The sequence below is a fragment of the Bacillus sp. JJ1764 genome, from assembly GCF_036962145.1.
Classification (GTDB): Bacteria; Bacillota; Bacilli; order Bacillales; family Cytobacillaceae; genus Neobacillus.
The window spans coordinates 1-15,972 of the sequence record NZ_JBALNY010000066.1 but is presented as its reverse complement, the minus strand read 5'-3'; the positions used below and the strand labels follow the sequence as shown (position 1 = coordinate 15,972).

13 protein-coding genes and 1 riboswitch are annotated in these 15,972 nt (G+C 37.2%); of the genes, 10 read left to right on the top strand and 3 right to left on the bottom strand.

Features of this window, described 5'->3' with window-relative positions:
- Positions 1 to 164: 164 nt before the first annotated feature.
- A complete protein-coding gene (locus V7083_RS11300; RefSeq protein WP_335477720.1) occupies positions 165 to 1,712 on the bottom strand; it encodes a fumarate hydratase in 1,548 nt (515 codons plus the stop codon).
- A gap of 205 nt (positions 1,713 to 1,917) precedes the next feature.
- On the opposite strand from V7083_RS11300, the gene V7083_RS11295 reads away from it, so the two are divergent.
- The 4 genes from V7083_RS11295 to rlmD all read left to right on the top strand — a co-directional run bounded on the left by V7083_RS11295 (position 1,918) and on the right by rlmD (position 6,050).
- Positions 1,918 to 2,877, top strand: a complete 960-nt coding sequence (locus V7083_RS11295; protein WP_335477718.1) for an NERD domain-containing protein — start codon at positions 1,918 to 1,920, stop codon at positions 2,875 to 2,877.
- Positions 2,878 to 2,942: 65 nt separating this feature from the next.
- The gene (pdaA, locus tag V7083_RS11290) at positions 2,943 to 3,704 is read left to right on the top strand and encodes a delta-lactam-biosynthetic de-N-acetylase (RefSeq protein ID WP_335477716.1); all 762 of its coding nucleotides are present in this window, start codon (positions 2,943 to 2,945) and stop codon (positions 3,702 to 3,704) included.
- A 78-nt stretch (positions 3,705 to 3,782) separates the two neighbouring features.
- Positions 3,783 to 4,658 (top strand): DNA-3-methyladenine glycosylase family protein, encoded by an 876-nt coding sequence (locus tag V7083_RS11285; protein WP_335477714.1) that lies wholly within the window; start codon positions 3,783 to 3,785, stop codon positions 4,656 to 4,658.
- Complete coding sequence (rlmD, locus tag V7083_RS11280) at positions 4,659 to 6,050, top strand: 23S rRNA (uracil(1939)-C(5))-methyltransferase RlmD (protein WP_335477712.1); 1,392 nt, start codon at positions 4,659 to 4,661, stop codon at positions 6,048 to 6,050. It begins immediately after the preceding gene.
- A 338-nt stretch (positions 6,051 to 6,388) separates the two neighbouring features.
- Here rlmD and V7083_RS11275 read toward each other — a convergent pair whose 3' ends face one another.
- Entirely contained in the window at positions 6,389 to 6,928 is a 540-nt protein-coding gene (locus tag V7083_RS11275; protein ID WP_335477710.1) for an ECF transporter S component, read from the bottom strand.
- A 168-nt stretch (positions 6,929 to 7,096) separates the two neighbouring features.
- Between V7083_RS11275 and V7083_RS11270 the strand changes: the two genes are divergently transcribed.
- The 4 genes from V7083_RS11270 (at position 7,097) to V7083_RS11255 (ending at position 13,509) form a co-directional block, all read left to right on the top strand.
- Positions 7,097 to 7,945, top strand: a complete 849-nt coding sequence (locus V7083_RS11270; protein ID WP_335477708.1) for a pyridoxamine kinase — start codon at positions 7,097 to 7,099, stop codon at positions 7,943 to 7,945.
- A 1,443-nt stretch (positions 7,946 to 9,388) separates the two neighbouring features.
- Positions 9,389 to 10,219, top strand: a complete 831-nt coding sequence (locus V7083_RS11265; protein WP_335477707.1) for a glycerophosphodiester phosphodiesterase — start codon at positions 9,389 to 9,391, stop codon at positions 10,217 to 10,219.
- A gap of 598 nt (positions 10,220 to 10,817) precedes the next feature.
- Positions 10,818 to 11,669, top strand: a complete 852-nt coding sequence (locus V7083_RS11260) for an alpha/beta fold hydrolase (RefSeq protein WP_335477705.1) — start codon at positions 10,818 to 10,820, stop codon at positions 11,667 to 11,669.
- Between the two features lie 540 nt (positions 11,670 to 12,209).
- Positions 12,210 to 12,292: riboswitch (ZMP/ZTP riboswitch) on the top strand.
- Positions 12,293 to 12,342: 50 nt separating this feature from the next.
- Positions 12,343 to 13,509 (top strand): phosphoribosylaminoimidazolecarboxamide formyltransferase, encoded by a 1,167-nt coding sequence (locus V7083_RS11255; protein WP_335477703.1) that lies wholly within the window; start codon positions 12,343 to 12,345, stop codon positions 13,507 to 13,509.
- A 213-nt stretch (positions 13,510 to 13,722) separates the two neighbouring features.
- Here V7083_RS11255 and V7083_RS11250 read toward each other — a convergent pair whose 3' ends face one another.
- Positions 13,723 to 14,304 carry a TIGR00730 family Rossman fold protein gene (locus V7083_RS11250; RefSeq protein ID WP_335477701.1) on the bottom strand — a complete coding sequence of 194 codons (582 nt, stop codon included), beginning with the start codon at positions 14,302 to 14,304 and terminating at the stop codon, positions 13,723 to 13,725.
- A gap of 91 nt (positions 14,305 to 14,395) precedes the next feature.
- Between V7083_RS11250 and V7083_RS11245 the strand changes: the two genes are divergently transcribed.
- Together V7083_RS11245 and V7083_RS11240 are read left to right on the top strand one after the other, a co-directional pair.
- Positions 14,396 to 14,716 (top strand): MazG-like family protein, encoded by a 321-nt coding sequence (locus tag V7083_RS11245; protein WP_335477699.1) that lies wholly within the window; start codon positions 14,396 to 14,398, stop codon positions 14,714 to 14,716.
- 289 nt (positions 14,717 to 15,005) lie between these two features.
- Positions 15,006 to 15,785, top strand: a complete 780-nt coding sequence (locus V7083_RS11240; protein WP_335477697.1) for an alpha/beta hydrolase — start codon at positions 15,006 to 15,008, stop codon at positions 15,783 to 15,785.
- The last annotated feature ends 187 nt before the right edge of the window (positions 15,786 to 15,972 follow it).

Sequence of the window (15,972 nt, the reverse complement as noted above, 5' to 3'; positions counted from 1 at the left end):
TAAGATTTGGGAAATTAGATATCGACGTAAAAAGGGGATATATCGACGTAAATGGGTGAGATTTCAACGAGAATGTGGAAGATATCAACACTTTCCAAAAAGATAGTAACAAATCTTACGTAAAAAAAGAGTAGACGCCAACAACTCGTCTACTCAAATACCTCTTATTTAAAAACCGGTTCCTTAAACTGCCCTAATTTCTCCAAAGAAGATTTGTCCACATCCGCATGTAAGCTGTTACCATGTGAGTCCATCGTCACAACAGCTTTGAAACCTTCAACGCGTAAGTGCCACATTGCTTCCGGAATACCAAATTGCATTAGGTCTACACCTTCAACAGATTTGATACAGTCAGCATAATATTGTGCGGCGCCGCCAATAGCGTTTAAGTATACCCCGCCATGTTCTTGAAGAGCAGCCAACGTCTTTGGTCCCATTCCGCCTTTACCAATCACCGCGCGAATGCCAAATTTCTTCATAATATTGCCTTGATAAGGCTCCTCGCGAATACTTGTCGTTGGGCCGGCAGCTTTAACATGCCATACGCCAACTTCATCCTTTAACATGACTGGACCACAGTGATAAATTACTTGTCCATTTAAATCAACTGGGGCATCGTGATCAGACAAATATTTATGAATCGCGTCACGACCAGTGTACATTAATCCATTAATTTGGACGACATCGCCGACCTTCAAAGAACGAATTTGTTCTTCAGTAATTGGTGCCTGCAACGTAATGACTTCATCATCAGCACTAGCAGCAGCGGTTTCTTTTTCAGCCTCAGTTTCAGCAAAATCGATAAACTCACCATCTTGATAAGCCCATTCTTTAATTTCGCCAGTTTCAGCATCAACACTTACCCCCATACGGCGGAAAGCCCAACAGTTATAAGCAACTGATACATAGAAACTTGCCGGAATTCGGTGCATTACACCAACTTTACAGCCTAAAAGAGTTGCCTCGCCGCCAAAGCCCATTGTTCCGATGCCAAGCTTGTTGGCATTTTTCATCACATATTCTTCTAGTTTGCGAAGATCTTCATTAGGATTTACATCTTCAACAGAGCGGAATAATTGTTCCTTCGCTAAATCATAGCCTGAAGAACGATCACCGCCGATGCCGACTCCAATGAATCCAGCACTGCAGCCTTGGCCTTGTGCTTGGTAAACGGAATGCATGATACATTTACGAATTCCATCAAGGTCACGGCCCGCACGACCCAGCCCTTCAAGTTCACAAGGTAAGCTATATTGAATATTTTTATTTTCACAACCGCCGCCTTTTAAAATTAAGCGGACATCGATATAATCTTTTTCCCATTGATCGAATTTAAACACTGGTAATCCAGCACCAAGGTTATCTCCACTGTTTTCGCCAGTTAATGAATCAACCGCATTTGGACGCAATTTTCCTTCTTTTGTCGCTTGAATAACAGCATTTCTAATGGCTTCTTTCAACTCCAACTGATTGACGCCAACCGGAGTTTTAATCTTAAATGTAGGAAGACCAGTATCCTGGCAAATTGGCGATACCTGCTCGTCCGCCATTTTAATGTTGTTCGTGATTGTAGCAAGGCTCATTGCCGCCCGTGTTCCAGCATTTTCTTGTTCCTTAGCAGCCTTAACAGCGCGACGAACGTCTTTCGGAAGCTTAGTAGAAGTTTCGACAACTAGCTTGTACATGCTTTTTTGAAATTTTGCAATATCCAATTTTTCTTTCCCCTTTCCCGTATTCCCCTAAGTATCTTTTTAAATTTTACAACTTTTTGACGGTTTAATTATACTCCTTGGAAGGGAATAATAAAAGAATTTACCTGCAATCGATTACATGGAAGTGGATGGGAAAATCTAATGTGAGAAGGAATAATGAAGGAGTATGTCGAAATACTCAAAAAAATGCTTAGGAGGGATCTAGTTGTTTGTAAAAAATCTTACTAAACCAATCATCTTAGCTCAACATGAAGTGCTATTACCCCGGTTAAGTGATAATCATCCACAAAGACCAACAGTCGAAGAGAATTTTAGAATCTTTAGCGCCGGGTACCATGGGGAACAGAAAATTAACTACTATTTAAATTTGCTTCCTCCAAAAAAATACTTCATATTTCAGGATATCAGACTCCCGGTCAACGAATCCCACTTTCAAATTGACTCCTATCTTTTCTCCCCCAAAACATCCCTTGTGATTGAAGGGAAATACTATTCAGGAACATTACTTTTTGAAAAACATCAACTAACACAAACCCAAGATCATATAGTCAATATATACGAAAATCCCCTTGCTCAAGTTAATCGTCAAAAAATTCTTCTACAAGACTGGTTTGAACCAAATCAAATTCCAAAAATCCCAATGGAACATCTCGTCTGCATCAGCAATAAATCAAGCGTAATCAACATAGCTTCAGGCTATATAGAAGCAGAAAAAAGAGTTTGCAAAGCTGAAAATCTTTTGATGAAAATTAACGAGTTTGGAGACGTTTATAAAAAAGACGTCCTTGATCCAAAAACAATCAGTAAAATAAAAAGATTGATTCTTCAACAACACACACCCAACAGAATCGATATTTTAAACAAGTATAATATTGAAAGAAACGAAATTAAACCAGGGGTCCAATGCCCCGATTGTTTGGCGATCCCAATGCAATATCGTAATGGAAAATGGGTATGTCAGTCATGTGGGATTATATCAAATACGGCCCATATACATGCGGTTGATGTATTTTTTCTGCTTATGAAACCTTCTATTACAAATGCAGAATTAAAGGAATTTCTCCACTTGCCTTCCTCAAGGGCAGCCGCCTACCAACTTACCCTTTTAAATTTACCGCACAGTGGTGCAACGAAAGATCGGGTCTACCATCAACCACTTCCCTAAAATATTCCAATCATGTTTTCTTCCACAAAACAAACACTATAAAAAACAAAATAGGGGGAACATGGATGAAAAAAGTTTTAAGCTTAATTAGTATGCTTATCTTACTAATCCCGATTGTTACATATGCTACATCCAATCAGGCTATCCATTGGGGCTTTAAAAAAGCAGTCAACGAACAGCCTGCAGAAGCTGGGGCGCAATATGATCAGCTCCTAGCCAAATACGGTGCTTTTTACAAGGGAGATCCAACTAAAAAGACCTTGTATCTGACCTTTGACAGCGGCTATGAAAATGGCTATACACCACAAATACTCGATGTATTGAAAAAGGAAAAAGTGCCCGCTACCTTTTTTGTAACAGGCCATTACCTCAATTCGCAGCCGGAACTGGTCAAACGGATGGTAAAAGAAGGACATATTATCGGGAATCATTCCTGGCATCATCCGGATTTTACCTCAGTTAGTGATGAAAAAATCAGAGTAGAACTCAATAGTGTTAGGGACAAAACAAAAGAATTAACCGGTCAGAAGAAAATGAAATATCTCCGACCGCCACGCGGCATTTTTAGCGAACGCACCATGCAAATTGCCAAGGAAGAAGGGTATACTCATGTATTCTGGTCGCTCGCTTTTGTCGATTGGAACATTAATCAGCAAAAAGGCTGGCAATATTCCTACGATAACATCATGCGGCAAGTGCATCCTGGTTGCGTCATGCTACTTCATTCTGTTTCCAAAGACAACGCCGATGCCCTTGAAAAAACGATTAAGGATTTGAAAAAGAAAGGCTACAAATTTAGGAGCCTTGATGATATCAAGATTAAATAAACCGAATTTCGTTTGAAATTCGGTTTTTCCCCTTTTCATGCTATAATACAGGAAAAATGAAGAGGGATGGGAGCTTTCGTGGGGCAAGAAACCATTATGATTGACGGACCGTATAACTTTGACAGTGTGTTGGAACGGCATGCACCGGATCCTCTAAGGGATTTGGATTTAGAAAAACGCTCGATCCGTGTTCCAGTTGTGGTAAATAACGAACCTTTTGTAGTAGATGTCACAGCAATTGGAACGGTAGAAGCACCGGCTTTTATTTTAAAAGGACATACCCTAAATGAACCCATCATCCAAAGACTCTCTGAAATTTTTCAATGGAATGTCCCATTACAACCAATTAACGAGCACTATTCCAAAACAGACTTAAAGCCGATTTTTGAACAATTCAGAGGAACACCGCTGGTTCTTGACTTTGATTTGTATGGAAGCTTAGTTAAATGCATCATCCATCAACAAATTAATATGACCTTTGCTTACACGTTGAATGACCGGTTTGTAAAAACGTTTGGTTACGATGTGGACGGTGTATGGTTTTACCCGAAACCGGAAACGGTCGCCGGTATTACCGTGGAACAATTGCGACATTTGCAGTTTAGTGGAAGGAAAGCGGAATATATCATCGGTATTTCCCGAGAAATTGTCGAAAACGGCTTAGATCTCGATGCTTTAAAAACTAAGCCTGACGAGGAAATCTTTGAAAAACTAACCAAAATTCGCGGCATTGGTAAATGGTCTGTCGAGAATTTCCTACTGTTTGGACTAGGAAGGCCAAATCTGTTTCCTTTGGCCGACATCGGCATTCAAAACGGCATTAAAAAATTGTATCAATTAGAAAGAAAACCAACCTATGAAGAAATGGCTCAATATAATCAAGACTGGGAGCCCTATTTAAGCTATGCTTCCCTGTATCTATGGCGAAGCATCGAACCATCTGGAGTGAAATAAATGAAAACAGAACAATCCATCAAAATTCAACCAAAACAAACTTTTCCACTAACCATCAAAAGACTCGGAATCAATGGGGAAGGGGTCGGCTATTTTAAAAAGCAAGTCGTGTTTGTACCCGGAGCTCTACCAGGGGAAGAAGTGGTAGTGGAGGCCACCAAGATCCATCCGAGACATGCCGAAGCCAAAATTAAAAAAATCCGCATACAATCACAGCATCGGGTGAAACCACTTTGTCCGGTGTACGATCAATGTGGGGGCTGTCAGCTTCAGCATTTGAGCTATGATCAACAGCTCAAAGAAAAACGGGATGTAGTGATACAGGCATTGGAGCGCCATACCAAACTCTCAATTGATAAGCTGGACATCCGTAACACGATTGGCATGGAAAACCCGTGGGAATACCGGAATAAGAGTAGCTTCCAGGTCGGTGAAAAAAACGGAAAACTGCTGGCGGGATTATATGGACTTAATTCCCATCAATTAATTAATATCGAACAATGCGCGGTCCAGCACTCACAAACCAATGAAGCAACGGCCAAGGTTAAGGCTATCCTAGAGGAATTAAAGGTACCTGTATATAATGAAAAAACCGGAAAAGGCGTCATCCGAACCATTGTTACACGGGTAGGAGTGCAGACTGGGGAATTACAAGTGGTTCTGATTACCTCACAAAAGGATTTACCCAAAAAGGAACAAATCATTGAGGAAATTCAAAAGCGTCTGTCAAATGTAAAATCAATTGTTCAAAACATTAATGGGGAAAAAACATCTCTGATTTTTGGTGAAGAGACATCAACATTAGCTGGAGAAGATTTCATCCAAGAGACTTTGGGGGACCTCCAATTTGAGCTTTCCGCACGAACGTTCTTCCAGCTAAACCCTTATCAAACCGTCAAACTCTATAATGAAGTGAAAAAAGCAGCAGGGTTAACCGGCAAGGAAAAAGTCGTTGATGCTTATTGTGGTGTTGGGACCATCGGTTTATGGCTGGCAGATCAGGCAGCAGAAGTCCGCGGCATGGACGTCATTCCAGAATCGATTGAAGATGCGAAGAAAAACGCCAAGCGTCACGGGTTCACCAACACAAAATATGTACCGGGCAAAGCGGAAGAAGTCCTGCCTAAATGGGTGAAAAAAGGATGGAAACCTGATGTGATCGTCGTGGATCCGCCAAGAACAGGACTAGATAACCAGTTATTGCAGACGATTTTACAGGTGAAGCCGGAAAAACTTATCTATGTTTCTTGTAATCCTTCCACATTAGCTAAGGATATTCAAACTTTGAGCAAGAGTTTTGAGGTTAAGTTTATTCAGCCTGTGGATATGTTTCCGCATACTTCTCATATAGAAGCAGTCGCCCAGATTATTTTAAAAAGGATAAATAACTGAAAAAGAACTTTGCACCCAGATGAGAATTATTAAAGAATAATGCTCCTTTAGTAAAGACAGGATTTGAATGATTATCTAGAATCACAAGGATATTTGGTTAAAAGTCCAAGGAAATCCATTAAATAAGCATTTCAAATAGGATTATTAGAAGAGCATCAATGGATGGATGCTCTATCTTAGACTCAATTTACCAACCATACGTATGATGAGACTATGGCAAAAAACTTTGTGAATGAAAAAATGAAAAAGGGGGAGTATGCGCTAGCAGCAAGTACTCCTCCTTTATGTTTGGTAAATGTACCATCCTTTATTGTAATATACAAATACGGACAGGCTAGTTACCGCTTAAAATAAGGAACTTTTTTCAATGCAATACAAACCGGAAGAGAAACAATCACTCCCAATATATTTTGTACGACGTCCCCGGGGATTGATGCTACGGGTTGTACCCAATTGCCGTACATAATTCCTTCCCCAATGTAATAAACACCGATCATGACGGGCATTGAAGCAATTGCTCCAATTAAATTAAATGCAAGACTATTACCATTACGGCCATTGGACCAAGCAATTTTACCAACGATATATCCCTCCAGGGCACGTGAAACAAAGGTAATCGGTGCCCACAACGCCCAGCCGCCGGCTAGATCAAATAGTGCCATTCCAATCGCACCAGCAAGTGCCGCCTTTTTAGGACCAAAAAGGAAAGCTGCGATAAAAAGCATAGCAGTTCCTAGATGCACTAAACCCCCATTTGCAGCAATTGGAAGTTTAATATTCAAGAAAGTAGACAGGAAAACAAGTGCGACTAACATGGCTGTAAGAATTAAATCAAAAGTTTTATACCCTGGCTTTGAGAAACTTTGTGTATTTTGCATATCTCTAACCCTTTCATACTATAATTTTCTTGATTTTAGCAATGTGCTGGCATATATAAAAGTGTCAATTTATAAAAAAACTTAATGGTCAGTTGTAATTTTTCCGCTTCTTTATGTTTGTGGTATTATGAATAGTGTTAAAGATCGGCGGCCTTATGGAGGTTAATTATGAAAAAAGTTGCTGTCATACAGGATTTATCATCGTTTGGAAAATGTTCATTAACAGCTGCAATACCTGTTCTTTCGGTAATGGGCGTGCAGGCATGTCCCCTGCCAACGGCAATATTGACTGCACAAACCGGGTATCCAAGTTTTTTTTGTGAAGACCTTACATCTAAAATGAAATATTTCATTGAGGAATGGAGTAAACTCAAGGTAACCTTTGATGGAATCCATATCGGTTTTGTTACTGGCGAAGAGCAAATTAATACTATTTTTCACTTCTTGGAAAAATTTTATATGAAGGGGACCATTTTACTGGTTGATCCGGTAATGGGGGATTTGGGGGAAGTCTACAAGCTTTTTACCGATGAATTGCTGGTATTAATGAGAGAACTTGTCAAGCGTGCAGATGTGATTACACCAAATGTGACGGAGTGCTGTTTATTAACCGGAAGGTCTTATAAAAAGTTGAGTGGCTACTCAGATGAGAAGGATTATATGAAAGCGATTGAAGAGGCTGGGTGTATTTTGCAGCAAGAGACTGGAGCACAGGTAATCATCACTGGCATCAATCCACCGGCAGCAAATTCAGACGAGAAGGTTATCGGAAATATGTACTTGGATGGAAGTAATATCTTTTATAATCGAATGCAGTATAATGGTAAAAGCTATTCTGGCACTGGTGATTTATTTGCATCTGTGATTATGGGAAGCATAATGCGTGGTGAGAACTTGGAAAAGTCTGTACAACTTGCGGAGGCATTCCTGACAGCTGCCATCAATGATTCCTCCTTAGAGCAAGTTCAAGAAGTAGAGGGAGTTAACTTCGAAAAATATTTGAAAATGTTAATATAAAATGTCAAATATCAGGACAATGTGAGAAAAGAGCCTTTCTATAAGGAATGGCTCTTAGATATTAGGATAGGACTCAACTGTAAAGGGGAAAACTCTTCGTTTGAACATATAGAAATTGTTCATCATGGTAAAGCGGTTAAGTTCCTCCTATAAAAAGGTCAGACCCTTATTGCATGGATGCAGTCAGGACTGACCTTTTTTCATCTCAATAATCGATTCCATGGAATGTAATATGGGGTCTTTTTTATGAAATCTCTTCATTTCTAATGATAGAAAAGCACATATACATTCACAACCTAGCTTTGGAATCATAGGGGGAAGATTTCTCGCTATTAATTAAAAATGGTGAATCAAATGAAAACTTTTCCAGAATTGATAAAATGGGAGGAGAATAACAGATTATAGCTGAGGGGAAAATCTTGGATGAAAAAATGATTAATAAGATTATTCAATTTCGGGATGAGCGAGGATGGGAACCAAGATCATGTTGTTATTGTTGAACTTAAGCAATGGTCCAAAAAGAATATGAAGCTCCAAAAAGTCAGAAAAGAGTTGAAGCAATTATATAAAATAAAGAATGCACAGTATGGTAAAAGGCTTCAAATTAAGTATTTGCCAGTAGAAAAAAGAAGATTCAATCCTTTTTATAGGAGTGCTCACAATGCAGCTAGTAATTTAGTGAAGGATTAATCGATTCAAGAGACATCTTGTCACAGGAGTATGGATTTGAATATATAAATCACTCCCCACATACTTAGGTTCTGCTTAATTCAAAATATAAATACTCCTCAAATAGTGTTGTTTATCATTTACTATATATTATATAGGCAAGTGCTACTCCAATATATTTATTATATCTGTATACACTATCAACTCCTCACACGTAGAGTGCGTAACGTTGATAGAGTTAAAATAACATGGTATCAATATGTTTAGTGGATTTTAGTCTAAAATTGAAGTGTGATTATGTTCCCTCAAACTTGTAGTTTGAGGGATTTTTTTGACCACCGTGGTCGTACATTTACACTGAATGTTGAAGAGTGCATTTAACTTGTTTTCAATAAATTGGGCATTTAATGGAGCACGTATCTTAAAAAAAATTAGATATTTATATATGAACAGTTAAATTACATTTTTCTGCAGAGGTCCAATTTTTTAGTAATAGTTTAGATATTAAATTTTTTTGCTCTTGTTGAAATAGCAACTCTCTGTTTCTGGATACTTCATCCATTATGTTGGTAAGGCATGATGACAGGTAAAAGGTAGTGGTATAATAATCCGTTTTTTAAAATCTGTAGTAGATTTGTAAAAAATCATGAGAAGAAAGGTTGAATTTCGTTTACAGAAATCGCAAAGAGCTTTAAACATAATGACATACTAGATCAACATCCATATTCTAGAATTATAGTTGTAATACATATTACAGATAGGGAGATGAAGAGTATGAACAAAAAAATAATAGTAGGTGCAGGGTTAGCGTTCTCGCTGTTATTCAACCCGTTCAGTCAGGCGTTTGCAGCAGAACCAACAGTAGGCGAAAGAAAACAAGTGGATAATGTAGCTCACCGTGGGGCCACAGCATATGCACCTGAAAATACGATTGCTGCTTTTGATCTAGCTGTAGATATGAAAGCTGATTACATTGAAACCGATGTTCAAAGAAGTAAAGATGGAAAATTAGTACTGATCCATGATACAACGGTAAATCGAACAACAGATGGAACGGGAAAAGTTGGGGATTTGACGTTTGAACAGCTTAGAAGCCTTGATGCAGGTAGTTGGAAGGGAGAACAATTTACTGGTGAACAAATCCCAACATTTGAAGAGATTCTTGAACGTTACCAAGGAAAAGTCGGTATTTTAATTGAATTGAAATCTCCTGAACTTTACCCGGGTATTGAAGAACAAGTGGCAGATGCATTAAAAGAACGAAACCTAGATAAACCACAAAATGAAAAGATAATTATTCAGTCTTTTAACTTTGAATCTATGAAAAAAATGAATAAGCTTCTTCCTAAAACGCCAATTGGTGTGTTAACTTCAAATCGTGCGGACGCAACACCAAAAGCTTTACAAGAATTTGCTACCTATGCTGATTGGTTTAACCCAAGTTATGGAATTGTCACAAAAGATTTAGTGGATGAAGTTCACTCACTCGGTATGCAAATTGGATCATGGACAGTACGTAGTCAAGCAGCTGCAGACTTCTTATTTGATATGGGAGTTGACGCAATTATTTCCGATTATCCGGATTATGTAGATCCAAGAAACTAATCGTTATGTGAAAAAGCTTGAGAAAAGGAGTAGGGTTCCTATTTCTTTTTTTCAAGCTTGTTGCATATATGTGAAACATTCGAAAAGTAAGATGTAAATCCTGAAAATGTGTGACAGCGAACAAAATGTAATTTTAATAAATAGGTCATCTTGCCTTAGTGATTACAGTTGTGGATAATTGGATCAGTCTTTTTGGAAGTGCCTTTTTCCAATAAAAGAGGTTTTTGATCTTCCTCAATCGGGCGCGATTCAGGAACAAGGATAAGCGCCCATTTTTCATTTTAGGGCCAAATAATGGAACAAGAGGTCATAATAATCCCCCACTTTTTATCCAGACTTCAGGTGCACTTAAGAGTGCGATACCGTTGATTTAAGGAAGTTCTATACAATCCTGAATATACGATTAAAACCAAAAGAATGCTAATATCATGTGTGCCAAGGGATTTGCGTTTTTTTTACATCCTAAATGTGCAATTATTATTAACTAGCTTTCTATGGAGTAAATAAAGAGGAATACTCTTTAACTGATGTGAATCTATTGTAGGGAAAGCAAAAATACATTCAACCTAACCTTGAATACAGAGGAGTCAAACTATTTATGTCAAAGAGCACACACCAGATAGACACATTCACTCAATCAACACCTACATCACAAGATGGTACAGAGATTAGTTATCAAAGTATCGGTCAAGGCCCCGGTCTTATTCTAATCCATGGTGCATTAAATGATTCGAGGGACCTTAGCATGCTTGCCCAAGAACTATCGGATTCATTTACAGTCCACATCATGGATCGAAGAGGACGAGGGATGAGTGGACCTCAGGGAAGTGAGTACTCTATTAAAAAGGAATGCGAAGATATTCAAGCAATCCAAAAAGTAACAGGTGCAACTAATGTATTTGGACACAGCTATGGTGGACTCGTAGCTTTAGAAACAGCACGTGCATTTCAATCCTTTACCAAAATAGCTCTCTATGAGCCTGGAGTTTCTATAGATTCATTACCATCAGATTGGGACTGGATATTAAAATATGAAAAGGCCATGAACCAAAAAGATTTTAGAGAAGCATTTACTAGTTTTGTAAGGGGGGCAGGCCATAGTCCTTTAACAAAAATGCCAAACTGGTACGCAAAACTTATCTTACGTATGGTAATACGAGGAGATCATTGGTTAAAAATAAAAGAATTATTACCATCAAACTTATGTGAGCATAGGGAAGTAAAACGCTTAGAGGGCACTTACAACAATTATCAAATCATTAATGCAAATATATTATTAGTTTCTGGAGGAAAAAGTCCAGAACCAGTACACCAAATGATTCAAACATTAAGTCGAACAATTAAGGAAACACAAACATTAACGCTCCCAAAATTCCATCATCTTTCTCCTTGTAATGAACATAATCCAATTGAAGTTGCAAGACATTTAAAGAAGTATTTTCTTAGTTAAGATCTATATATTATTTCAATGATTCAACATATTATAATCACCTTTTTATAACTATCGATAACACCGTCATAATACTAATTATCATAAATTAAGATCCTCCACAATCGGGCGCTATCGTGCAGCAAGGATTAGCACTTATTTTCATTCTAGGACCATAACTTTGAATACGTGTATATAGAAAATTGTTATGAGGAAATTGTGAAAATATTCACTTAAACTACCATGAAAATAAACTTCTCTAACCTCGAAAAAAGACAATACCAAAGAGAACCCGTCTCATGTGTTAAAAAAAATTGAGAGAGCTGCAAATCATTGCTATGGATTGGTTGACTGGATTAAGGTCAGTATCAGTATTGACACATCCTAACCATTTTCATTCTCTGTGGTGAATCGCTGATTTTTTGCGATTCATGGGTGGCTAACGGGGCAGTTTAGTTCAATAACGTAACCATGTTGACATCTCGAAAAATTCATAATATAAGTATTATTTTCTTGTAGGAAAAGGGCAATTCTGGTAAAGTTAAGTTTGTAAATAAGACTGTTACAATGTGTACTGGCGATTAAACGTGGGTCACCACGGGGGAACACATTGATACTATAAGCCGTTCGCCTGGGCAAAGTGTTTGAATTAATCAAACGCTTTTTTTATTTGTATGAAAGGGTGAAGGTATAAATGGAAGAAGTAAAAATGCGTTATGGTATTAATCCGAATCAAGGTAGTGCAAAAGTCAATTCGTCTGAAAAGTTACCTTTTAAGATTCTTAATGGAGAGCCAAGCTATATCAACTTACTAGATGCTTTTAACTCTTATCAACTAGTAAGGGAACTTAAATTAGCAATAGGAGAACCTGCGGCAGCATCTTTTAAACACGTAAGTCCTTCAGGAGCTGCTGTATATAGTCCATTAAGTAATCAACTAGCTAAGTCTTATTTTGTTGATGGTATGGAATTATCACCTCTGGCAATTGCTTATGCAAGGGCAAGAGGAACAGATCGTATGTCTTCCTTTGGTGATTGTGCTGCTTTAAGTGATAAAGTTGACCTTTCTGTTGCTAAAATCCTAAAAAGAGAAGTTTCCGATATGATTGTAGCACCTGCGTTTGATGATGCTGCCTTAGAAATTCTAAAATCTAAGAGAAAAGGAAAGTACCTTATTATTGAGATTGATCCAGATTATGAGCCTGATCCAATAGAATCTAGAACTTTATTCGGGGTTAATCTTGTTCAAGAAAGAAACAATGTACGAATAACAGAGAAGATATTAAACAATATAGTGACTGAAAACAAATTTTTGCCTGAATCGGCAAAGAGAGATCTATTAATTTCTGCAATAACACTAAAGTTTACACAATCCAATTCTGTATGTTTTGCAAAAGATGGACAGACCATAGGTGTGGGAGCAGGACAGCAATCTCGGATTCATTGTACGAGAATGGCTGCAACAAAAGCCGAAAACTGGTACTTAAGGCAACACCCAATAGCTCTTACGATGAAATTTCGTGAAGGAGTTTCACATACTGCCCAAAATAATGCAATAGACAAGTGGCTTTGTGATGATCTTACACTGCCAGAAAGAAAAGCTTGGGAAGAGTGTTTTGATGAAGTACCTTATACGCTTACTTATAATGAAAAAAGAGAATATTTAAATGGATTAAAAGAAATATCATTTGCTTCGGACGCATTTTTACCTTTTCGAGATAATATTGATCGTGTTGTACAAAGTGGTGCAGAGTATATTTTACAAACTGGTGGCTCATTCCGTGATAAGGAAGTCATTGATGCAGCTAACGAATACGGTATTGTAATGGCATTCTCTGGGGTACGTTTATTCCATCATTAATTTGTTGATACAATAAAGCGAATTATAGATTGTGAAAAGTTGTACTTAAGTTAACGGGTGCTTTAGTTTAATAACGATCTTCAACAATCTGGCGCTTTCCTTTAGGAATTTGTCATTTGTTTTTTAACCAAAATAGGAAACGGATTTAAGGAATAACTTATTTTAAATAGGGAAACAGACCAAGGTTAATGACTCGGTCTGTTTTTTTAACTATCAGATCTGTTTTTTAGTTATGTAAGTTTTTACAGTTGGTTGTTCATATGTATTGAATTTATCAAGTATCCCTTTTGGTTCACTATCGACTAATGCCATATTACGGTACTTTTCATGTAAAAACTGTTCCTCTGACATATGATTAAATAACGCGATAAGAGGGTCATAATAATGATTTATATTTAAGAGACCACATGGTTTATTATGAAGTCCTAATTGAGCCCACGTAAAAATCTCAAAGAATTCTTCTAAAGTTCCTGGCCCACCAGGTAAAGCTATAAATCCATCTGCCAGATCGGCCATTTTAGCTTTTCTTTCATGCATAGAATCTAGGATGATTAGCTCTGACAAGTTCTTATGGGATATCTCTCTTCTTTCTAGAAAACTTGGCATAACACCAATTACATATCCTCCTTCTTCTAAAACTGAATCTGCAACAGCACCCATAACACCAACACTCGCTCCACCATAAACAAGTGCAATATTTCGTTTAGCTAGTTCTTTACCAAGTTTTTTTGCACCTTCTATATAAACATCAGATGCTCCATTACTCGATCCACAAAATACGGCTAACTTTTTCATTATATCGCCTCCTAATTAAACACCATTAAAGATTATATAAAACTTTCGTTTTTTTGTTAAACTTAAGGTATTGAATTGGAGGTTAGATAAAATGAATGTCACTGGATTTCAACAATGGGTAAAAGATTATTATGAAAGTAGGGGCTGGTCCGATTTAGACATTTTTATTCGTATTGGCTTTTTAGCAGAAGAAACTGGCGAAGTTGCACGAGCTATAAGATCCCTTGAGATAGGTAGGGATAGACCTGATGAAGTTAAGGGATCTTACGAGGAAAATAAACAAGAGTTAACTGAAGAATTAGGAGATGTATTAGGTAATTTAATAGTGATTGCAAACAAGTACAATATCCCTCTAGAAGAAGTGTTTCAGCAACATAAAAAGAAGCTGTCAGAACGTTATTCTAATGATTAGGCAACAATAATAGGGCGCTTTTCTGAAATTAGGAAAGCGTCTTTCTTTATGAAAAGGGCCATTTAATTGATTAACACTTAAAAGAAAATTGGGTATGTATGTTAAAGTTTAGAAGAGAATGTGAAGTTTTGTACTTAAAGTAACGGGTGCGATTGTTCAAAAAGGGCATTCGCTTTTCTTGTTCCACTAACGGTGCATACTTGTTCAAAAAGCAGTCATAACAAGTAAGGAAAATTTATATAATTCGCAGATAAACAGGAATTTTGTAATTGGGGTGGTTGATAAAAGTATGATGGAACTACATAGAATTATTTTAAAAATATTGATGTGGGTATTGATTTCCGGCTTTGGGTGCAATTTCGTAATGCAGAAAATAAGCTATTCCTTTTATAAAAGCGCAAAGAAAACGGAAGAAATTAACTTTACCCCTGAGTATATTCAGTTTAACGAAAAACTTTCGGGTTATGGTTATAATCTTATAAGTAAATCTGATAATATTATTCTATTTTTTGGCGGTTCAAATTATATTGCTTTTAATTCTGTCGGTTCCTTCGGTGGAGAATTTGATTGTCCATTTATATCTGCTGATTTCTATGGTAGTCAGAACAGTAAAGGCAAAATGAATTTAAAATCAATGCAGAATACAGCAATAGATTTATACGATTGGACAAAGATTAATTATCCTGATAAACATATAGTTGTTATGGGACATAGTTACGGAACAGGAATAGCTGCTTATCTTGCAAGTGTTAGAAAATGCGATAGCCTTGTTCTTATGGCGGCATATCGTGATTTATCAGATTTATATAATAAGATTATTCCGATTTTCTGGGGACCTGCCAAAGTATTTATATCAAATGATATTAGACTAAATTATTATGCTCAAAATGTTAATTGCAATACCTATATAATCGGCTCAAATTCAGATAAAACGCTAAATGCAAGCCTACAACATAAAGTAAAAGATTGTTTTGCAAATTCAGAGATAAAGATATTCAATGGTGTAAACCACGAAAACTATCTGAAGAATGAGCAAGTGATAGAATTTATAAACGAGATACTTCAGTAATTTGCTAATACCAATATGTCGTTTAGATTTGAGTATAATTTGTATTTGTAGTTAGACATATCTTTCTTAGGTATATTTCTGAGATTGTGAAAGGGTTCACTTAAAGTAACGGGTGCTTTAGTTTAAGTTGATGATCGCCACGGCGGTCATTTTTTGTTATTGAGCTAAAGGGGCAGCATTCCTGTAA

What these genes read in the sequence shown, in the direction of transcription:
- pdaA (WP_335477716.1), top strand. Translation starts at nt 2,943, where the DNA reads ATGAAAAAAGTTTTAAGCTTAATTAGTATGCTTATCTTACTAATCCCG.
- rlmD (WP_335477712.1), top strand. Translation starts at nt 4,659, where the DNA reads ATGAAAACAGAACAATCCATCAAAATTCAACCAAAACAAACTTTTCCA.
- V7083_RS11275 (WP_335477710.1), bottom strand. Translation starts at nt 6,928, where the DNA reads ATGCAAAATACACAAAGTTTCTCAAAGCCAGGGTATAAAACTTTTGAT.
- V7083_RS11270 (WP_335477708.1), top strand. Translation starts at nt 7,097, where the DNA reads ATGAAAAAAGTTGCTGTCATACAGGATTTATCATCGTTTGGAAAATGT.
- V7083_RS11265 (WP_335477707.1), top strand. Translation starts at nt 9,389, where the DNA reads ATGAACAAAAAAATAATAGTAGGTGCAGGGTTAGCGTTCTCGCTGTTA.
- V7083_RS11260 (WP_335477705.1), top strand. Translation starts at nt 10,818, where the DNA reads ATGTCAAAGAGCACACACCAGATAGACACATTCACTCAATCAACACCT.
- V7083_RS11255 (WP_335477703.1), top strand. Translation starts at nt 12,343, where the DNA reads ATGGAAGAAGTAAAAATGCGTTATGGTATTAATCCGAATCAAGGTAGT.
- V7083_RS11250 (WP_335477701.1), bottom strand. Translation starts at nt 14,304, where the DNA reads ATGAAAAAGTTAGCCGTATTTTGTGGATCGAGTAATGGAGCATCTGAT.
- V7083_RS11245 (WP_335477699.1), top strand. Translation starts at nt 14,396, where the DNA reads ATGAATGTCACTGGATTTCAACAATGGGTAAAAGATTATTATGAAAGT.
- V7083_RS11240 (WP_335477697.1), top strand. Translation starts at nt 15,006, where the DNA reads ATGATGGAACTACATAGAATTATTTTAAAAATATTGATGTGGGTATTG.